This is a genomic window from Leucobacter holotrichiae (assembly GCF_055791005.1).
The window spans coordinates 36,922-57,103 of record NZ_JBVUAC010000003.1; the positions used below are offsets into that span (position 1 = coordinate 36,922).

Here is a 20,182-nt window from a genome sequence, read left to right on the forward strand (position 1 = left end):
CGCGGGGGTGGGGTAGCAAGGCCTTCGCGGAGCCGTCACCCGACTTTTACCGTCCTGTGACCTGGCTCGGCCTCGCAGTGAGTCACCGACCGCACCAAGCCGACCGCACGGGGCGTACACTGGTTTCCGGCTCCTCACAAGGGCGCTGCACAGTCAATGGCGCTGAGCCATCGACACCACAACGACGTTGCGTGGCCGGCGCATCACCGCAATCGAAAGCTGCTCCAATCTTGTCCGCCACCTCCGCCACACCCACTCGACCGGGCGCCGCGCCCCGCAACAAGCCGTCGCGCGTCGTCCTCGCAAGCCTCATCGGCACCACGATCGAGTTCTACGATTTCTACGTCTACGCGACCGCGGCCGTGCTCGTATTCCCGGTCCTCTTCTTCCCCACGGGCAACGACACCACCGCGCTCATCGCCTCCTTCGCGACCTTCGGCGCCGCGATGCTCGCCCGCCCGGTGGGCGCCGTCTTCTTCGGGCACCTGGGCGACCGGCTCGGCCGGAAGACCACCCTCGTCGCGTCGCTGCTCACCATGGGCATCGCGACCTTCCTCATCGGGCTACTGCCGACTCACGAGAACATCGGGGTCTGGGCCGCGGTGCTGCTGCTCGTACTGCGTCTCGCGCAGGGCTTCGCCATCGGCGGGGAGTGGTCGGGCGCCGCGCTCGTCGCCACGGAGAACGCGCCTCAGGGCAAGCGGGCCTGGTACGGCACCTTCCCCCAGCTGGGCGCGCCCCTCGGCTTCATCATCGCCAACATGCTGTTCTTCGTGATCAACAACGCGCTGGCCGATCCCGCGCACCCGGGCGTCGCGTCCGAGGCCTTCCTCAGCTGGGGCTGGCGCGTACCCTTCCTGTTCTCGGCGATCATGGTGATCATCGGCCTCTGGGTGCGACTCCGCCTCGTCGAGTCGAACGCGTTCGAGAGCGCCAAGCAGAGCGGCAAGGTCACGCGCATGCCGCTCGCCGAGGCCTTCAAGCACCACTGGCGGGGTCTCATCCTCGGCACCTTCGCCATGCTCGCGACCTACGTGCTGTTCTACCTGATGACGTCGTACACGCTCACCTTCGGCACGCGCCCCGGTCTCGAAGCCGCGCAGAGCGCCGCTGAAGCGGCGGGCACACCCTTCGACGCGGCCGACTACGTGCCGGGGCTGGGCTACAGCTACAACGAGTTCATCCTGATGCTCGTGTTCGGGGTCGTCTTCTTCGGCATCTTCACGCTCGTCTCGGGTCCGCTGGCCGACCGCTTCGGGCGGCGCCGCACCCTCATCACCGTCACCGCGGCGATCGCGCTCTTCGGGTTCACCTTCGTGCCGCTGCTGGGCGGCGGCACGGCGACCGTGATGTTCTTCCTGGCGCTCGGCTTCACGCTCATGGGCCTCACCTTCGGCCCGATGGGGGCGTTCCTGCCCGAGATGTTCCCGACCAACGTGCGGTACACGGGATCGGCCGTGGCCTACAACGTCTCGTCGATCCTCGGCGCGGCACTCGCCCCCATCGTCGCGGTGTGGCTGTGGGGCCTCGCCGACGGCAGCCCGGTGCTGGTCGGCTTCTACCTCACCGGGGCGGCGGTGTTGACGCTCATCTCGCTCATCCTGACGCCGGAGACCAAGGACGTCGACATGGAGGCCTGATCCGCCCCCTTCATAGGCGTCGAGAGGCGGATTTCGCAGGTGATCTTCGAGAAGCACCTGCGAAATCCGCCTCTCGGCGCATCCTGAGCCGGTTGGAACGCCGCCTGTCCACTCCGCTCCCTGCGGCAAGCTCAGCGAGCGGTGTCCCGCCTGGAGCTACGTCGTCGACTCGCCCGCCTCGCCCGTGTCCACGAGCAGCACCCCCGCGGGGATGCTCCACATCATCGCGACCTCGTCGCCGCGGTTGTGGATCCTCGCCTCCTGCCCGAGCCGCACCGCACCCTCGGTGCCGTCGGGCAGGCGCACGGAGTAGCGGCGCGACGCCCCCAGGTAGGTGACATCGGTGATCGTAACCGGGATGGAGTTCTCGTTCTCGCCCGCGGGGGTGCCCGCGGTCTCGAGGCGCAGGTTCTCGGGTCGGATGAGGATCGCGAGATCCTCGTGCTCGGACTGGCCGTCGGCGACCACGCGGTGACCGGCGACCTCGATCGCGGTGCGGCGGTCCCCCTCTTTCACGCCCTTGCCGAGCAGCACGGTCGACTCCCCGAGGAAGCGCCCGACGAACAGCGTCTGCGGCGCCTCGTACAGGTCCTCGGACGTGCCCACCTGCTCGATCCGGCCGTTGTTGAACACGGCGATCCGATCCGACATCGACAGCGCCTCCTCCTGATCGTGCGTGACGTACACGAACGTGGAGCCCACCTCCCGGTGGATGCGCTTGATCTCGCCCTGCAGCCACTCGCGCAGCTTCTTGTCGAGGGCGCCGAGGGGCTCGTCCATGAGCAGCACCCGCGGCTCGTAGACGAGCGCTCGCGCGAGGGCGACGCGCTGCTGCTGACCGCCCGAGAGCTCGGACGGGTAGCGGTCGCCGTAGTCGCCCATGCGCACCATGCCGAGGGCGTCGGCCACCATCTTCCTCTGCTGCTCCTTGCCGATCTTGCGGCGCTGCAGCGGGTAGGCGATGTTCTCGGCCACCGTCTTGTGCGGGAACAGGGCGTAGTTCTGGAACACCATGCCGATGTCGCGCTTGTGCGGGGGCAGCTTCGCCACGGGCTTGCCGTAGATGTGCAGGTGCCCCTCGGTGACCGAGGTGAACCCGGCGATCATGTTGAGGGTCGTCGTCTTGCCCGAACCCGAGGGGCCGAGGAAGGTCATGAACTCCCCCGGCTCGATCACGAGATCGATCTCGTCGACGACGGCCTTGTCGCCGTAGCGCTTGGTCACCCCGTTCAGGCTGATGCCGGCGTCGCCGATCTGGTGGATCGCCGAGGTGTTCAGCCCTCCGGCCCTCAGCTGCTGCTCGTGCTCGTCGGGCACGGGGATCTCGTTGTGAGTCATAGCGTTCACGCTACCGGTCGCTTTCTCTTCCTCGTGGCGAACTGCGCGACGAGCATCACGATCACCGAGGTGAACATCGTGATCACCGCCACCGCGGCCACAGTGGGGTCATTGGTCTGGGTGACGCTGTTGAAGATCTTCACTGGCAGCGTCTGCAGGGTCGGGGACTGGATGAACAGCGAGAGGATCACCTCGTCGAAGGAGGTGACGAACGCGAACAGCGCCCCCGCCGTCACACCCGGCGCGATCAGCGGCAGGGTGATGCTGAAGAACGTGCGCACCCGGCCCGCGCCCAGGGTCGCCGACGCCTGTTCCAGCCGCGGATCCAGGCCCTGCAGCGAGGCCATCACGTTCGTGATCACCAGCGGCATCGACACGATGGTGTGCGCGAGCACGAATCCGGGCAGCGTGCCCAGCAGGTCCATGCGCAGGAACAGCGAGTACAGGCCGACTGCGAGCACGATGCCGGGCACGATCAGCGGCAGCAGGAAGTAGCCCTCCATGAGCCCCTTGCCCCTGAACTTCACCTTCGACAGGCCCAGCGCTGCGAGCACGCCCACCGCGGTCGCCACGATCATCGTGAGCACGGCGACCTGCAGCGATGATCCCAGTGCCTGCAGCCACGACGGGTCGGTGACGAAGTTCTCGTACCATCGCGTCGAGAACCCCTTCGGCGGAAAGTTGAACGACGACGCCTCGTTGAACGACATCGGGATGATGATGAGCGTCGGCACGATCAGCCACAGTACGATCAGCACCGAGAACGCCCCGAGGATGCGTTTGGAAGTCATCGGTTCACCCCCGGGAAGAGGCTGCCGCCCCGGTTGAATCTCGAGACGACGACGAGGATGAGGATCGTGCACACCAGCAGGAAGATGCCGAGCGCGGTGCCCTGGCCCCACATCAGGAACACGCTGATCTGCTGCTGAATGAGCGCCGAGATCATGATCTCCTTCGAAGAGCCCAGCAGGGCGGGGATGATGTAGAAGCCGAGGCCGAGGATGAACACGGTCACCCCGCCTGAGAAGATGCCGGGCCGCGAGAGCGGCAGGTACACGGTGAAGAACGCCGTCACCGGGTTCGCGCCCAGGTTCGACGCCGCCGGCAGCAGCCGCTTGTCGATCTTCGCCATCGACGAGTACAGCGGCAGCACCATGAAGGGCAGCAGCACCTGGCACATGCCGAGCGCCACACCGAATGTGGTGCGGATCAGGGGAATGGGTCCGATCCCGAACCACGCCGCCAGCAGCCCGTTGATCGGGCCCGTATCCTGCAGCAGCACCATCCAGGCGAGCGTGCGCACCAGGATCGACGTCCACAGCGGCATCATGATGAACAGCTGCATGACGTTGCGCGTGCGATCGGACACGATGGTCATCAGATAGGCGTACGGGTACGCGAGCAGCAGGCACACGATGGTGACGAGGATCGCGGTGCCGAAGGTGCGCAGCACCACGTTGAGGTTCGCTTCCGTGGTGAACAGCCAGACGTAGTTCTGCGCCCCCGGCTGCGGATCCGTGATCGAGCGGATGAACACATCCACCAGCGGAGCCAGGAAGAACAGGGAGACGATCACGAATGCCGGGATCAGCAGCAGAAGCGGGCGCCAATTCCTCGGCCCCCGCTTCCGCCGCCCGGCATCCGCACCGGAGACCGCGATGGCCTCGGTGACGGTGCCCTCGCTCATGGGCTAGTTCCCGGTCGCCCAACCGGCCCAGGCGGCCGCGAGTGCGTCGTAGTTCTCGACCCAGAAGTCGACGTTCGGCGCGATGCCGGTGTCGAGGTGCTCGGTCGTCATCCACTGGGTGAGCAGCTCGTCCATCTCGGGCTTCGCATCGACGTTCACCCCGCCGTAGGAGGTGAGCTCGGTCATCTTCGCCTGCTGCTCGGCGCCGATCGAGTAGTTCACCGCCGCGAAGGCGGCCTGCTTGTCCTTGACACCCTTGGGGATGCCGTTCGAGTCGACCATGATCATCCACTCGTCCCACATCGGAGCGACCGGCGCCCCGGCGTTGGCTGCGCCGTAGCCGCGACCCGACCAGACGAGACCCATCACGGCTTCGCCCGCCTCGAGCTGCTGCTGCGCCTGCGCGCCCGTGGTCCAGCCGATCACGTCGTCGCCGAGGTCGCGGTACATGTCGAAGGCGCCCTCGATGTCCTCGGGCTTCAGATTCTTCACGTCCTTACCCTGGGCGGTCAGCGCGAACTCGACAGTCTGCGGATCGACGTAGGTCGACTGGCTCACGGTGCGCTTGCCCGGGAACTTCTCGGTGTCGAAGAAGTCGGCCGCGCTCGTCGGCGGATTGTCGCCGAACTTGTCGGTGTTGTAGACGAGGACGAGGCCGTAGAGGATCTGCGGCACCATGCAGTCGTCGGTGATGGTGCCCTCGGGGATCTTCGAGGTGTCGATCTGCGAGTAGTCGTACTTCTCGTAGAGCGTACCGCAGCCGCGCGCGGTGTCGAACTGGGTCGTGTTCACGATGTCCCAGCTGACATTGCCGCTGTCGACCATGGCCTTGAGCTTGCCTGCATCGAACGCGTCCTGATTGAACTCGGCGCCGGATGCCTCGGCGAACGGGTTCCACAGCGCCTCGGTCTGCCCGTCCTGGAACACGCCGCCGGATCCGGCGAACGTGAGCGTCACTCCTTCGAGTGCGCCCTCCTTGATCTCCCCCGCGACCGGGGTGCCGAGATCGCGCTCGGGCGCGGGCTCCTCGTCACCGCCCCCGCCGCTGCAGCCGACCAGCGCGAGTGCGAGCGCCGCCGATCCTGCGACGAGCGAAACACCCCGCCGCGTCTTGGTGTCATTGAGAATTGACATGTACTTCCCCACTTCATCGTGATGGTGGTGGCCAGACTCGCGCCATCGTCGGGATGGTCGATCTCAGCCCTGCCGCTTCCCGAACCTAGCTGGCACCTCCGACATCCATACGGCCCGTTACGCCTTCGTTACCGCCCGGCGGCATCTTTCATAGATTCGTATGGCGAGGCCGGGCGACGTGGTACGAACATAAGGTTTCGCGCACGAGTAGCGGTCAAGGGGGTCCGGCGACGCGCGTCGGTCCCTAGCATGGGTGGCGGGCAGGAGTGCCCGCATCAGCTGTTCGTTCGAGGAGGAACGCAATGGACATCGTCGTCGTCGGAGCCGGGCTCGCCGGGCTCACCGCCGCGTGGGAGCTGAGCAAGGCCGGGCATCGGTGCACCGTGCTCGAGGCTCGGGATCGTGTGGGCGGCCGTACCTGGTCGGAGCGTCTCGGCAACGGCGAGGTGACCGAGCGCGGCGGCGAGTACATCTTCCCGACCGAGTTCGCGATCCGCCGCCTCTCCGCCGAGGTGGGCGTGCCGATCATGTCGCACAACGTTCGCTACGGCAGGCGGACCGTGAACGGACGTGTGATCTCGTTCGAGGAGCTGGGCGAGACGAGCGAGCGGGTGCGATCGACGCTCGCCCGCATGCTCGACGACGGCGAGCGCGAGGTGTCTCTGGAGCGGGCGTTCGCCGAAGCGCTGGGGGCCGACTACCGCCTCGACCCCGTCTACCGTCGCACCACGACGTCGGCGGCGGCCGATCCCGCCCTCGTGAGCGCCGAGGCGGTGCTGCTGCACGAGTCATCCACCGTGGGAGGCTACATCGAGGACGGCGGCCGCTTCGTCGGCGGCAACCAGTCGCTCTCGCTCGAGCTCGCGCGTCGTCTCGGCGACCGGGTGCGCCTGGAGCATCCGATCTCGGCGCTCGACCAGTCGGCCACGGGCGTGCAGGTGACGCTGCACGACGGAGCGCGGATCGACGCCGACGCGGCGGTGCTCGCCGTACCTCTGCCGATCCTGCGCGAACTGCGGCTCGGGTTCGAACTGCCCGAGGATCAGCAGCGCGCGCTCGACCACCGGTTCATGGGCGTCGCCGCGAAGCTCGGCGTGCCCCTCTCCCGGGTCGACGACGACATCGCGCTGCAGAACGCCGAGCACACCTGGTGGTCGTGGCGCTCATTGTCGGTCGACGGCGAGCACCGCATCGACGCCCTCTCCTCGTTCGCGGGCGGCCCGTTCGCGCTCGAGGCGCTCCGAGTCGAGGCGGGCCCGGACGACTGGGTGCGCGCGCTGCGCGAGATGCGGCCCCGCCTCGAGATCGACGGAGACGTGCTGCTCACCACCTGGGCCGACGACCCATGGGCCCGTGGCTCGTACAGCGCTCCCGGGTTGCACTGGAGCGCCGCCGATGCGCACGTCTTCGAGCGCACCGCGGGCCGCGTCGCCATCGCCGGCGAGCACACCGGTCTCGCGCAGTCGCTGTCGGGAGCGGTCGCATCGGGGTACCGGGCCGCCGCTGCGATCGAGCGCGAGTTCAGCGGGTGAGCGCGGCGACGGCCGCCGCTCCGCGCGCCCGAATGTACGCTTGAGCCATGACCTTCACCGTGAGGTCGCTGCTCGACCTGCCAGCCGTACGCACGAGGTCGCTGACCCCCGGCGTCGGGGAGGACCGCGCGATCACATGGGCCCACGTGTGCGAACTGCCCGACCCGTGGCGATGGCTCGGAGACGGAGCCCTCGTGATGACGACCGGGATCGGCGTACCGCGCACGACCGACGAGCAGTGCGCGTACCTGCGGGGGATGCAGGCGGTCGGGATCGCGGCCGTCGCGGTCGACGAGCAGATGATGAGCGCGCCGTTCACCGAGCCTGCGCTCGCCTATGCCTCGCACATCGGCTTCCCGGTGCTGTCGACGGAGCACGAGGTGCCGTACGTCGCTCTCGCAATGGCCGTCGCCGAGGCCGTGCAGCGCAGTCGCGACAAGCTCGTCCAGGAGACCGAGCAGCGTTACGGTGCCCTGCTGCTCGCGGAACTGTGCACCGGATCGCTGCCCGCCGGTACGGCCGCGCGGCTGGTCGAGCCGCACGGCGTGCGACGCCCCGCGCTGGTCGCGGTCGCGCAGAATCGGGATCCCGAAGCCCTGCACCTGCACGTGCGCGCGGCCTTCGCCCAGCGGCTCCTGCCCTCGCTCACCAGGGTCGAGGGGGACCAGGTGCTGATGCTCGCGGAGGCCGGGGACGCCCTCGAGGCGGCGCTCGAGGCCGTCGCGACCGGGGCGACCCGCGTGGGCACCAGCGCCCCGTTCGACGAGTTCGACGAGGTGCCGAACGCGCTGCTGCAGGCGCGCAGCGCGCTGATCCGCAACCATCTCGCCAGCGGGGTGCTGCACTTCGGAGAGCACGAGACCACCTCGCTGTTCCTCCCGAGCAGCGCCGAACAGCTGCGCCGCATCGCGAGCCAGGTGCTCGGCCCGCTGCGCACCTACGACGAGCAGCGCGGCACGTCGCTCACGCAGACCCTGCGCGTGTTCCTCGAGGAGAACCGCAGCTGGGTTCGCGCCGCCGAGCGGCTGTTCGTGCACCGGCAGACGCTCATCGCCCGCATCTCACGCATCGAGAAGATCATCGACCGCGACCTCTCGTCGATCGAGGACACGGCCGAGTGCTGGCTCGCAGTGCAGGCCGCGATCGGCTGCGGGGATCTGGAGCCCGACGACGCGGCAGCCCCGGCCGAGGGATGAGGGCTGGGGGCTGCTGTGATCCGCCCTCGCCGGGTCCGCGCCCCGTCCGCTCCGCCGCCTCCGCGCCTCGCCCGCTCCGTCACCCCCGCCCCGGGCCGGCCCTGCCGCCCCTGCAGCACCGATCTGCCTTCCAGCACACCGAATCGCGGGTTTCGGTGTGCTGGAAGGCAGATCGGTGCTGCAGGGTCGGCGGTCAGGGTGCCGCAGCCTTCGACCGGGTGCGGAATGGTAGCTTGAAAACACCGCGCACCCGTCGCGGAAGGGAGGGACCGCGATGGCACAGCCTGACAGTGGGACGCCGAAGAGCGGCCGAGCATCCGCGCGTGCCGATGAAGCGCTGCGCGCGCTCGTCGCCGAGGCCGAGGTCTGGGCCGAGCACGACATCGACCCGGCGACCCGGGCCGAGACGAGGCGCCTCGTCGCAGCGGCGCAGGGCGGCGATGAGACCGCCGCCGCGGAGCTGGCGGACGCGTTCGACGGCAGGCTCGCGTTCGGCACTGCCGGGCTGCGCGGCAGGCTCGGCGCCGGCCCCCGCCGCATGAACCGGGTGGTGGTCTCGCAGACGAGCGCCGGCTTCGCCGACTACCTGCTCGAGCGCGCGGCGGCAGACGGTACGGGCGCCGCTCCGTCGGTCGTCATCGGCTACGACGCCCGCGTGAACTCCGACGTCTTCGCGCGCGACACCGCCGAGATCATGGAGGGCGCCGGTGTTCGCGTCTTCCTGCTGCCGGAGGCGGGCCCCACGCCGCTCACCGCCTTCGCCGTGCGCCATCTCGACGTCTCGGCCGGCGTGATGATCACGGCGAGCCACAATCCGCCGCGCGACAACGGGTACAAGGTGTACCTCGGCGATGGGGACGCGGGATCGCAGATCGTTCCTCCCGTCGACGGGCTCATCGCGGCGCACATCGACAAGCGCGCGCAGGGGCCCGTCTCGCGACTCCCCCGCTCGACCGCCTACACGGTGCTGGGCCGAGGCGTCGCCGACGCCTACGTCGCCGAGACCTCGGCGGCCGTACTCGCGGGCCTTCCCCAGCGCCCCGAAGCGCCGGGGGTCACCGTCGGTGCCGACACCGACCTGAAGATCGTGTACACCGCGATGCACGGCGTCGGATCCGCGATCGCGCAGCGCGTGTTCATGTCGACGGGCCTCCCCCGGGTGGTCCCGGTGCGCGAGCAGGACGCGCCCGACGGCAAGTTCCCCACGGTCTCCTTCCCGAACCCGGAGGAGCCGGGGGCGCTCGATCTCGCCTTCCGCACGGCACGCAGCCTCGGGGCCGACCTCGTGGTCGCGCATGACCCCGACGCCGACCGCCTCGCGCTCGCGCTGCCGCACCCCGATGAGCCCTCGGGGTACCGCCGCCTCACCGGCAACGAGCTCGGGCTGCTGCTCGGCTGGCGGGCCGCGGAGCGCGAGCGTGTCAGGGCGTCGCTCGCGGGCACCCCGGTCTCGGGCGCCCTCGCCTGCACGATCGTCTCCTCCCCCGCGCTGCGCGCCGTCGCTCGCGGGTACGGGCTCGGCTACGCAGAGACCCTCTCGGGCTTCAAGTGGGTGTCGCGAGTGCCTGGACTCGTCTTCGGGTTCGAGGAGGCGCTGGGCTACCTCACGCACCCCGATATCGTGCGCGACAAGGACGGCATCTCGGCCAGCGCCGACGCGATCGCGATGGCGCGCGAGGCCGCGGCCGAGGGACGCACGCTGTGGGACCTGCTCGACGACGCGGGCGAGCGTTTCGGTCACTTCGCGAGCGGGCAGATCACGTTGCGCCTTCCGTCGATGGCTGCGGCATCCGAACTCGCCGCCCGCGTCAGACAGGAGCCCCCTCGGGCATTCGGCGGCATCGAGATCGAATCGACTCAGGACCTGCTGATGCCCGGCCTCGCGGAGGTTCCCGCGGACGTGCTGCGCTACGATCTCGCCGACGGATCACGCGTGATGATCAGACCCAGCGGCACCGAGCCGAAGCTCAAGATCTATCTCGACACCTTCAGCGACGAGGGATCCGCGCAGCGGCGCCGTGAGACGGCCGAGCAGGCGCTCGAGACGCTCGAGGCCGCAGTGCGGGAGTACCTCGACGGGCTACAGAGGGAATCCGGATCCGATTCTCCGCACAGCGCTGAGAACGGCGCCGAGGCATCGTGACCGAGCGCTGGACACAAGATCGCGCGGCGGAGTGGCTGCCGCGCCCGGGTTCCGGCGATGACAAGTACCGGCGAGGAGTGCTCGGCATGCGCACCGGCTCGGCGCACTACCCCGGGGCCGCGGTGCTCGGCGTGTCCGCCGCGTGGCGTACGGGCGTCGGCATGGTGCGCTACGTGGCACCCACCGACGACTCCCCCGCGCCGTACGGTCTGCCCGCTCCGTCGGCCGCGGTGCTGGCGGCGCGCCCCGAGACGGTGTTCGGCGAACCCGGATCCCGCCCCTGCGACGCCTGGGTCGTCGGCTCCGGCACCGATCCCGACCACCGCTCGCCCGACGAGCGGACGGCCCTGCTCGAACTGCTGCGCGGCGAGGCACCGGTCGTGATCGATGCGGGCGCACTCGATCTCGTCACCGTCGACGGAGAGGCGGGATCCGGTGCCGCCCGCAGGCTCACCGCTCCGACGATCCTCACACCGCACGGCGGCGAGTTCGAGCGGCTGTGGGAGGCCGCGGGCATGGGCGGACTGCCGGAGGGCTGGGATCCCCGCGGCGGCGACCCGGAAGCGCGCGCCGCGGCCGCCGGCCGGCTCGCAGAACGGCTGAGGGCGACGGTGTTGCTGAAGGGCTCGATCACACTGTGTGTGACGCCGAACGGTGAGCGCCTGGCCGCGGGGCCTGCCACTCCCTGGCTCGCGACCGCGGGAACCGGCGACGTTCTCGGAGGCATCCTGGGTGCGCTCGTCGCGGCTCACTCCGAGGCGGTGCGGCGGAATCCCGAGTTGCTCGGACCCCTGGGCGCCACCGCAGCGCTGCTCCACGACGCAGCGGCACGGGTCGCGGCCCACGATCTCGAAGCCACGGGTTGCGGTCGGCCGATCGCCGCCCTCGACGTCGCGGACGCGATTCCCGAGGCCTTCGCAAGCCTCGCCTGAGCGGGCCCGGCCGGGCCCTGAGCGTCAGCGGTCGTAGCGGCCAGACGCGATGGCGCGCGCCCGCTTCTTCTCGGCCTCGAGCTCTCGGTTCTTGGGCGGCGTCGTGGCGACCAGCTCGTCGAGCAGGTGCTGCGTGGCGTGGGCGATCTCGGTCACCGCACGCTCGAAGGCGGGCGCGTTCGCCTTCGAGGGCCTCGTGGTTCCCGCGATCTTCCGCACGTACTGAAGCGCGGCGGCGTGGACCTCATCGCTCGTCGCCGCGGGCTCGAAGTTATGAAGGGTATGAATGCTGCGACACATACCGACACGCTACGCCGATCCCGCGCGCCGGTCGAGCCTCATTCGCGGAACTCCTCGAGCACGCCGAAGGGTGCGCGACGCCGTCTCTGTCACCCTCGACACTCAGAGGGGACGATAGGTCTCAGTCAGCGATCACGCGCTCCACGATGAGGGGACGCGGATCCGGAACCCCCTCTCCGATCTCCACCGCAGAAGCGAGCGACTCGATGCCTCGCGCCATCCGCCCCGGAGAATCGCACGAGACCTCGAACAGCGGGTCGCCGGCCCGCACCCGATCGCCCGGCCTCACGAGCACCTCGACCCCGGCCGCATGGTCCACCGGATCACCCGGCCGCGCTCGGCCTGCGCCGAGGCGCCACGCTCCGACGCCCACGGCGCGGGCGTCGACGCGCTGCACGATCCCCTCGGACACCGCCCGCACGGTCTCCGTCTCGTGCACGACGGGCAACGGCGCATCGGGATCACCGCCCTGCCCCGCGATGAGTCTCCGCCACGCGTCCATCGCCCGACCGTCGGCGAGAGCCGCCTCGGGGTCCGCATCTCCGCGCCCGCCGAGCTCCAGCATCTCCCGCGCCAGCGCCAGCGTCAGCTCCACCACATCGGCCGGCCCGCCGCCCGACAGCATCTCGACCGCCTCGCGCACCTCGTTCGCGTTTCCGACCGCCCGTCCGAGCGGTGCGTCCATGTCGGTGATGAGCGCCACCGTGCGCAGGCCCGAATCGGCGCCCAGCCTGGTCATCGTCTCCGCGAGATCTCGCGCATCGTCGACCGACGGCAGGAACGCGCCCGAACCGAACTTCACGTCGAGCACCAGCCCGTCGGCGCCCTCGGCGATCTTCTTGCTCATGATCGAGGCGGCGATCAGCGGGACCGAGGCGACAGTGCCCGTCACATCGCGCAGCGCGTACATCGCACGATCCGCCGGCGCGAGACCCGACCCCGCAGCGCAGATCACACCGCCCACGTCGCGCAGCATGCGTTCCATCTCATCGTTGGACAGCGCGGCCCGCCAACCCGGAATCGACTCGAGCTTGTCGAGGGTGCCGCCCGTGTGCCCCAGCCCGCGCCCCGACAGCTGCGGCACCGCGACCCCCAGCGAGGCCATGAGCGGCACCAGCGGCAGCGTGATCTTGTCGCCCACACCGCCCGTCGAGTGCTTATCGATCGCGGGGCGCCCCAGCCCCGAGAAGCTCATGCGCTCGCCGCTCGCGATCATCGCAGCGGTCAGATCACGGATCTCGTCGCGCCCCATGCCCTGGATCACGACCGCCATGAGCAGCGCACTCATCTGCTCGGGTGCCACAGCACCTCGGGTGAACGCGTCGACCAGCCAGTCGATCTCGGCTCGGGTGAGCATCCCCGCGAATCGCTTGCGGGTGATCAAGTCGACGACGTCGAAAGGTTCGGGATCCTTGAGCTGCTCCATGACAACAGCCTAGGCGGAGCCACCGACATTCTCGGTCGATGAGCGTCTCCGGACTGAGCTCGGGGCGACGGCGCGCCTCAGAACACGTCGAGGAGGCGCGATCGCTCGGGGTCGGGCCGCCCCAGATCCGCGTCTTGCCCGACCGCGATCCAGCAGCCCGTCAGCAGCAGCGTGCGGCAGATCACGTTGAACCAGATCAGCAGGCCCACCAGCACGGCGAACGAGGCGAGCAGCGGATTGTTCGAGGCCCCGCCCAGCAGCGAGGCGCCCAGCACCTTGATCCCGAACAGCGCCAGCCCGCCGAGCGCGCAACCGCGCAGCAGACTCCACCGCGGCACGTGGACCTCGGCGAGGAACTTGAAGATCGCGACGAGCACGAGCGTGTCGAACACGTACATCGCGCCGTAACGCGCGATCGTGCCGAGACCGCTCATGAGCCAGCCGTCCGGATCCCCGCCGATCCAAGACAGCAGCAGGGTCGTGAGGTTCGAACTGAACACCGTCAGTGCCGCCGACACCATGATCGCCAGCATGAAGGCCACCGCGAGCACCAGATCGCGGAGCTTCAGCAGCAGCACATTGCGGTACTGCCGCACCTCCAGGCCGAAGATGATGCGGATCGCGCGACGCGTGCCCGTGAACCATGTGACCGCGACGTAGACGAGGGCGACGCCCGCGACGGCGCTGCTCCAGTCGAGCGTGCGGCCCTGCAGCAGCGTCGTCAGCGACACCGCACCGCCGTCGCCCGTGCCGACCAGTCCGGGCACGAGCAGGTTGAGTTGCTCGATCAGCGAGTCGAGCAGCTCGGGCCGCCCGCGCAGCACGATCCCGAACACGCTGAAGCCGATCCACAGCGCCGCGAACACGGCGAACACTGCCTGATAGCTCATGCCGGCCGCGAGCACCGACCCGCCGACATCGGTGAAGTGGAAGAACGATCGGAGCGGACGCGAATCCCTGACCCGCGACCAGACGCCCTGCCCCTGCTGCACGAGTTCGCGACCGGCCGCGGAGACGCGAAACGCCCCGCGATCCCGCCCCTCCGAGGAGGGGCGAGGATCGCGGGGCGTCGTCATGTCGTCGAGCGGAGTCACCCGGCGCCGAGCTCGGGCTACTTCGTCTTGCCGGTGCGGATCGCGGCCTTCACCTCGGCGATTGCCTTGGTGACCTGGATGCCGCGAGGGCACGCGTCGGTGCAGTTGAAGGTGGTGCGGCAGCGCCACACGCCCTCGGTGTCGTTCAGCACGTCGAGGCGCACCTGAGCGTTGTCATCGCGCGAATCGAAGATGAAGCGGTGCGCGTTGACGATCGCGGCCGGACCGAAGTACTGGCCGTCGGTCCAGAACACCGGGCAGCTCGTGGTGCATGCCGCGCACAGGATGCACTTCGTGGTGTCGTCGAAACGCTCGCGATCCTCGATCGTCTGCAGGCGCTCCTGGCCGGGGGCCGGCGGTGCCGAGTCGGCCATGAGGAACGGGTTGACCGCGCGGTACGCCGCGAAGAACGGCTCCATGTCGACGATCAGGTCCTTCTCGAGGGGCAGGCCCTTGATCGCCTCGACGTAGATCGGCTTCGTGATGTCGAGATCCTTGATGAGGGTCTTGCAGGCGAGCCGGTTCTTGCCGTTGATGCGCATCGCGTCGGAACCGCAGATGCCGTGCGCGCAGGATCGGCGAAAGGCGAGGCTGCCGTCCTGATCCCACTTGATGCGGTGCAGCGCGTCGAGGATGCGGTCGGTCGGGTACATCTCGACATCGAAATCCTCCCAGTACGCATCGCGACCCGACTCGGGGTTGTAGCGGCGCACCAGCAGGGTGACGGTGAACGACTGGGGCGCATCGGGTGCGCCGCCGGCGGCCCCGGAGGACTCGACGGACGTAGCCTCGGCAGTAGCTGTGCTCATGGCCTAGTACTTCCTCTCCATCGGCGGGTAGTTGAACTCGCCCTGCTCGTTCTTGGTGAACACCACCGGCTTCCAGTCGAGCCGGATGTGGTCCTCGGGGTCGGCGGAGTGGGGATCACCCGAGAGGTACGCCATGGTGTGCTTCATGTAGTTCTCGTCGTCGCGGTTCGGGTAGTCGTCGCGCATGTGCCCGCCACGGCTCTCCTTGCGGTTGCGCGCCGTGTAGGCGAGCACCTCTGCGAGGTCGAGCAGGAAGCCCAGCTCGATCGCCTCGAGCAGATCCGTGTTGTACCGCTTGCCGCGATCCTGCACTCCGACGTTCATGTAGCGCACGCGCAGATCGTGGATCACGCCGAGCACCTCGGTCAGCGATTCCTCGGTGCGGAACACCTGGGCGCCGCGGTCCATCGCCTCCTGCAGCTCGCGCCGGATGTCTGCGACGCGCTCGGTGCCGGAGCCCGTGCGGAAGCGCTCGACCAGCTCGCGGATCTCCTTCGCCGGGTCGGCGGGGAGGTCGACGAAGCTCGCGGTCTGCGCGTAGTCGGCGGCGTTGTTGCCGGATCGCTTGCCGAACACGTTGATGTCGAGCAGCGAGTTGGTACCGAGACGGTTTGCGCCGTGCACGGAGACGCAGGCGCACTCGCCCGCGGCGTAGAGGCCGGGGACCACGGTCTCGTTGTCCATGAGCACCTCGGCGGCGTTGTTCGTCGGAATGCCGCCCATGGCGTAGTGCGCCGTGGGGAACACCGGCACGGGCTCGGTCACGGGATCCACACCGAGATAGGTGCGGGCGAACTCCGTGATGTCGGGCAGCTTCGTCTCGAGCACCTCGGCGCCCAGGTGGGTGCAGTCGAGGTAGACGTAGTCCTTGTGCGGGCCGGCGCCGCGGCCGTCGAGCACCTCCTGCACCATGCAGCGGGCGACGATGTCGCGCGGCGCCAGGTCCTTGATGGTCGGCGCGTAGCGCTCCATGAAGCGCTCGCCGCTCGCGTTGCGCAGGATCGCGCCCTCGCCTCGGGCGCCCTCGGTGAGGAGGATGCCGAGTCCCGCGAGCCCCGTCGGGTGGAACTGGTAGAACTCCATGTCCTCGAGGGGCAGGCCCTTGCGCCAGATGATGCCGACGCCGTCGCCCGTGAGCGTGTGGGCGTTCGAGGTGGTCTTGAAGATCTTGCCGAAACCGCCCGTGGCGAACACGATCGACTTGGCCTGGAAGACGTGCAGCTCGCCGGTGGCGAGTTCGTAGGCCACGACGCCGGCCGGGCGGCGGTCCTTGCCCTCGCCGGTCATCACCAGATCGAGCACGTAGAACTCGTTGTAGAAGTTGACGCCCAGCTTCACGCAGTTCTGGAACAGCGTCTGCAGGATCATGTGGCCGGTGCGGTCGGCTGCGTAGCAGGCGCGACGCACGGGCGCCTTGCCGTGGTCGCGCGTGTGGCCGCCGAAGCGCCGCTGGTCGATCTTGCCCTCGGGCGTGCGGTTGAAGGGCAGACCCATGTTCTCGAGGTCGATGACCGCGTCGATGGCCTCCTTCGCGAGGATCTCAGCCGCGTCCTGATCGACGAGGTAGTCGCCGCCCTTGACCGTGTCGAAGGTGTGCCACTCCCAGTTGTCGTCCTCGACGTTCGCGAGGGCCGCCGCCATGCCGCCCTGCGCCGCTCCCGTGTGCGAGCGCGTCGGGTACAGCTTGGTGATGACCGCGGTCTTCGCCTTGGGGCCGGCCTCAATCGCGGCGCGCATGCCCGCCCCGCCCGCTCCGACGATGACGACGTCGAACTGATGGTAAGTGACACCGTCCTTGACGGTGACTTCCTCGCCCTGATGGATGTCTGTGGTCACGTGAATCCTATTCTTCGAGTCTGTAAGCCTGAGCTGCCGGCGCCGCTACGACGCGGTGCAGAACGATGCGACGAGCGACGGGTCGGCACCGGCGGGGCACGGATCGAGCGTGAACACCACGAAAGTGCCGAGCAGGATCAGCAGCGCGGCCGACAGGAACAGCAGCACCTTGAACGTCTTCGCGAGACCCGGGCGGACGACGTAGTCGTTCACGATGGTGCGCATGCCGTTGGCGCCGTGGATGAGGGCGAGCCACAGCAGCAGCACGTCCCACACCTGCCAGAACGGGTTGGCGAGCTTGCCGCCCACGAAGCCGAAGTCGATCGCGTGGACGCCGCCGGGCGTCGCGATCAGGTTGGAGAAGAGGTGGCCGAACACGAGCACCACGAGCAGAACGCCCGAGACGCGCATGTAGATCCAGCCCCACTTCTCCCAATTGGTGCGCTTCTTGGCGGGGGCCTGCGAGCGCGGGGATTCGATGGTCATCGTCATGTATGTCTCTCCTCGCCTAGTGCCCGAACACGTTCATCAGGTGACGCGGCAGGAAGCCGGCCATCGTGATGACCCAAGCGGCCACCACGATCCAGAACATCGTGCGCTGGTACTGCGCACCCTTGCGCCAGTAGTCGACCAGGATGATGCGGATGCCGTTGTAGGCGTGGAACACGATCGCGGCGACGAGGGCGGCCTCGCCGAGACCCATGATGGGAGTCTTGTAGACGCTCATGACGGCGTTGTAAGCCTCGGGGCTCACACGCACGAGCGCGGTGTCGAGCACGTGCACGAGCAGGAAGAAGAAGATGGCGACGCCCGTGATACGGTGCAGCACCCACGACCACATGCCCTCGTTGCCGCGGTAGAGAGTGCCACCCGGGCGACTCTTCTTCTTCGCCGCGGGTGCGGCCTCTGCCGTTTGGGCTGACACGGGCTTCCTCCTTGGTCCTGCTTCGACGAGCACTGCTCGACGGCTGACGGTGCGGCCCCGGCGAGCGCACCCGAGGGCGCCTCAAACTGAGAATCCGCTGCGCACCCATTATGGCACCTTTTCGCCGGCGGCCCTGCACGACGAAGGCGGCTCGGATCCGCGGATTCATCTGATGATTCGGTGATCTCCGACCCGATTCTTCGAGCCTACTGGCCTAGTCTTGTAGTCATGTCTGACGCGAATGCGCCGCGCCCCGCTATCGAGCGCCTCACCTGCGTGATCCCGGCCGGAGGCGTCGGATCCCGACTCTGGCCGCTCTCCCGGTCGAACGCACCCAAGTTCCTGCTCGATCTCACCGGCTCGGGCGACTCCCTGCTGCGCGCCACCTGGGATCGCCTGGCGCCTCTCGCACCCGCGGATCGCCTCATGGTCGTCACGGGAGTCTCGCATCGGGAGTCGGTGCAGCAGCAGCTCCCAGAGCTCCTGCCGCAGAACCTCATCACCGAGAGCGAGCCGAAGGACTCTTCAGCGGCCATCGGACTCGCCGCGGCGCTGCTCGAACTGCGCGATCCCGACGCCATCCTCGGATCCTTCGCAGCCGACCACGTGATCCGAGGCGATGTGCTCTTCCAGCGCGCCGTCACCACGGCGGTTCAGGCGGCCGACCGCGGCTACATCGCCACGATCGGCATCCATCCCTCCCACCCGGCCTCCGGGTTCGGCTACATCTCGTGCGGCGACGCCCGGGGCGACCTGGCTGCGTTCGACGTCTACGATGTGTCAGAGTTCGTCGAGAAGCCCGATTCCGAGCAGGCCGAGCAGTACCTGGCGCACGGCGGATACCTCTGGAACGCGGGCATGTTCATCGCACGCGCCTCGGTGCTGCTCGATCAGATGGCGCTCTCGGATCCCGACCTCGTGAGCTCGCTCCGCGAGATCGCCGCGAACTGGGATACGGACCGGGGCGCCGAGGTCCGCGAGCGCCTCTGGCCGGCACTGCCGAAGATCGCGATCGACTACACCGTGGCAGAACCCGCCGCCGCCGCGGGCAAGATGGTGTGCGTCGCAGCCCACTTCGACTGGGACGACGTCGGCGACTTCGCATCGGTGGCGAACCTGCTGACCCGCGGCCGCGGCAGCGACCTCGCAGTGCTCGGCGACGGGGCGCAGGTACTCTCGGACGCGTCGAGCGGCATCGTCGTCTCCGAGAGCGAGCGGCTCGTGGCGCTCGTGGGCGTGGAGGACGTGGTGGTGGTCGACACGGCCGATGTGCTGCTCGTCACCACCAAGAGCCGCGCGCAGGACGTCAAGAACCTCGTCAACCGCATGAAGGTCGCGGGCGGCGGGCACCTGCTCTAGCCTGCTACTCGGGGAGTTCGAGGCAACCCCGGGTGCACAGGCTCAGGGGATCAAGTTTCAGCGCCGGGACAGCAGCGAGGTCACCTGCAGGCGCCCGCTGTGGATCCAGACGTCCGAGTACTCCACGGGACGGTCGTCCTCGAGGTAGGTCACCTGCTGCAGATACTGCACAGGCGCACCCTCGGGGAGCCCGAGCGCGGCCGAGACCTCGTCGGAGGCCGACTCGGCGCTGAAGGTGCGCCGAGCCGACGCGATCTTCAGCCGGTACGTCTGCTCGAGCACCCCGAAGAGGCTCTGCACCCCGAAGTCCTGCTGCTCGATGCCGGGCGCGATGTCGGCCCGCACGTAGTTGTGCAGCAGCGCCACCGGGCCCTGCTCGGTGCTGCGCACCCGCACCAGCCGCAGCACGCGGCTTCCGACGCCGGCCTCGAGCAGCGCGGCCACCGGCTTCGGCGGGTCTATGAGCTCGCAGGCGATCACCGCGGTCTCCGTCACCACTCCCTGACGCGCGAAGTCCTCGGTGAGGGTCGACAGCTTCTGGGCGATCGCCGGCTCGATGATCGTCGAGGTGACGAAGGTGCCCCGCCCGCGCACCTGGCGCAGCAGCCCCTCCTCGATCAGCGTCGAGAGGGCCCGCCTGAGCGTGCCCCGGCTCACGCCGAGCTCCTGGGCCAGCTCGGGCTCGCTCTTGAGGCGGTAGTGAGGGGGCCACTCGCCTGAGGCGATCTTCAGCCGGATCCGGTCGGAGATCTGCGTGTGAATCGCCACCGGAGCGTCACGATCGATTGTGCTCACGCTCGCCTCCCCATCATCTGTCGCCGGCTCGTTGCG

The 20,182-nt window shown here is 68.9% G+C and carries 18 protein-coding genes; 6 read left to right on the top strand and 12 right to left on the bottom strand.

Annotated features, from left to right (window positions below):
- Positions 1-230 precede the first annotated feature (230 nt).
- The gene (locus AC0KXF_RS05500) at positions 231-1,640 is read left to right on the top strand and encodes an MFS transporter (protein WP_473108227.1); all 1,410 of its coding nucleotides are present in this window, start codon (positions 231-233) and stop codon (positions 1,638-1,640) included.
- A gap of 156 nt (positions 1,641-1,796) precedes the next feature.
- On the opposite strand, the gene AC0KXF_RS05505 is transcribed toward AC0KXF_RS05500, so the two are convergent.
- Genes AC0KXF_RS05505 through AC0KXF_RS05520 form a run of 4 tightly spaced genes read right to left on the bottom strand, consistent with a single transcriptional unit; the run spans position 1,797 to position 5,799 of the window.
- On the bottom strand, positions 1,797-2,978 hold the full coding sequence (locus AC0KXF_RS05505; RefSeq protein WP_473108228.1) for an ABC transporter ATP-binding protein: 1,182 nt from the start codon (positions 2,976-2,978) through the stop codon (positions 1,797-1,799).
- Positions 2,979-2,983: 5 nt separating this feature from the next.
- On the bottom strand, positions 2,984-3,769 hold the full coding sequence (locus tag AC0KXF_RS05510) for an ABC transporter permease (protein ID WP_223045081.1): 786 nt from the start codon (positions 3,767-3,769) through the stop codon (positions 2,984-2,986).
- Positions 3,766-4,665: an ABC transporter permease gene (locus tag AC0KXF_RS05515; protein WP_473108229.1), complete on the bottom strand. Its 900-nt coding sequence runs from the start codon at positions 4,663-4,665 to the stop codon at positions 3,766-3,768. Before AC0KXF_RS05515 ends, AC0KXF_RS05510 begins: the two co-directional genes overlap by 4 nt.
- A gap of 3 nt (positions 4,666-4,668) precedes the next feature.
- A complete protein-coding gene (locus AC0KXF_RS05520; protein ID WP_473108230.1) occupies positions 4,669-5,799 on the bottom strand; it encodes an extracellular solute-binding protein in 1,131 nt (376 codons plus the stop codon).
- Between the two features lie 266 nt (positions 5,800-6,065).
- On the opposite strand from AC0KXF_RS05520, the gene AC0KXF_RS05525 reads away from it, so the two are divergent.
- The 4 genes from AC0KXF_RS05525 to AC0KXF_RS05540 all read left to right on the top strand — a co-directional run bounded on the left by AC0KXF_RS05525 (position 6,066) and on the right by AC0KXF_RS05540 (position 11,602).
- Positions 6,066-7,331, top strand: coding sequence for a flavin monoamine oxidase family protein (locus tag AC0KXF_RS05525; RefSeq protein WP_473108231.1), 1,266 nt, complete (start codon positions 6,066-6,068; stop codon positions 7,329-7,331).
- A gap of 47 nt (positions 7,332-7,378) precedes the next feature.
- Positions 7,379-8,527, top strand: coding sequence for a PucR family transcriptional regulator (locus AC0KXF_RS05530; protein ID WP_473108232.1), 1,149 nt, complete (start codon positions 7,379-7,381; stop codon positions 8,525-8,527).
- Positions 8,528-8,801: 274 nt separating this feature from the next.
- On the top strand, positions 8,802-10,670 hold the full coding sequence (locus AC0KXF_RS05535; RefSeq protein WP_473108233.1) for a phospho-sugar mutase: 1,869 nt from the start codon (positions 8,802-8,804) through the stop codon (positions 10,668-10,670).
- Positions 10,671-10,756: 86 nt separating this feature from the next.
- Positions 10,757-11,602 (top strand): ADP-dependent NAD(P)H-hydrate dehydratase, encoded by an 846-nt coding sequence (locus tag AC0KXF_RS05540; RefSeq protein ID WP_473108234.1) that lies wholly within the window; start codon positions 10,757-10,759, stop codon positions 11,600-11,602.
- 24 nt (positions 11,603-11,626) lie between these two features.
- Here AC0KXF_RS05540 and AC0KXF_RS05545 read toward each other — a convergent pair whose 3' ends face one another.
- The 7 genes from AC0KXF_RS05545 to sdhC form a co-directional block, all read right to left on the bottom strand.
- A complete protein-coding gene (locus AC0KXF_RS05545; protein WP_473108235.1) occupies positions 11,627-11,902 on the bottom strand; it encodes a DUF2277 domain-containing protein in 276 nt (91 codons plus the stop codon).
- 121 nt (positions 11,903-12,023) lie between these two features.
- Positions 12,024-13,328, bottom strand: a complete 1,305-nt coding sequence (locus tag AC0KXF_RS05550) for a thymidine phosphorylase (RefSeq protein WP_473108236.1) — start codon at positions 13,326-13,328, stop codon at positions 12,024-12,026.
- A gap of 77 nt (positions 13,329-13,405) precedes the next feature.
- Positions 13,406-14,404, bottom strand: coding sequence for a YihY/virulence factor BrkB family protein (locus AC0KXF_RS05555; protein ID WP_473108237.1), 999 nt, complete (start codon positions 14,402-14,404; stop codon positions 13,406-13,408).
- Between the two features lie 35 nt (positions 14,405-14,439).
- A complete protein-coding gene (locus AC0KXF_RS05560; protein WP_223045090.1) occupies positions 14,440-15,231 on the bottom strand; it encodes a succinate dehydrogenase iron-sulfur subunit in 792 nt (263 codons plus the stop codon).
- Positions 15,232-15,234: 3 nt separating this feature from the next.
- A complete protein-coding gene (gene sdhA / locus AC0KXF_RS05565; protein WP_473108238.1) occupies positions 15,235-17,067 on the bottom strand; it encodes a succinate dehydrogenase flavoprotein subunit in 1,833 nt (610 codons plus the stop codon).
- Positions 17,068-17,112: 45 nt separating this feature from the next.
- Positions 17,113-17,559 (bottom strand): succinate dehydrogenase hydrophobic membrane anchor subunit, encoded by a 447-nt coding sequence (locus tag AC0KXF_RS05570; RefSeq protein WP_223045092.1) that lies wholly within the window; start codon positions 17,557-17,559, stop codon positions 17,113-17,115.
- A gap of 16 nt (positions 17,560-17,575) precedes the next feature.
- Complete coding sequence (sdhC, locus tag AC0KXF_RS05575) at positions 17,576-17,992, bottom strand: succinate dehydrogenase, cytochrome b556 subunit (RefSeq protein ID WP_223045093.1); 417 nt, start codon at positions 17,990-17,992, stop codon at positions 17,576-17,578.
- A gap of 228 nt (positions 17,993-18,220) precedes the next feature.
- Between sdhC and AC0KXF_RS05580 the strand changes: the two genes are divergently transcribed.
- Positions 18,221-19,351 carry a mannose-1-phosphate guanylyltransferase gene (locus tag AC0KXF_RS05580; RefSeq protein WP_223045094.1) on the top strand — a complete coding sequence of 377 codons (1,131 nt, stop codon included), beginning with the start codon at positions 18,221-18,223 and terminating at the stop codon, positions 19,349-19,351.
- 57 nt (positions 19,352-19,408) lie between these two features.
- Here the strand turns inward: AC0KXF_RS05580 and AC0KXF_RS05585 are convergent, their stop codons facing one another.
- On the bottom strand, positions 19,409-20,146 hold the full coding sequence (locus AC0KXF_RS05585; protein ID WP_473108239.1) for a GntR family transcriptional regulator: 738 nt from the start codon (positions 20,144-20,146) through the stop codon (positions 19,409-19,411).
- Positions 20,147-20,182: the final 36 nt, after the last annotated feature.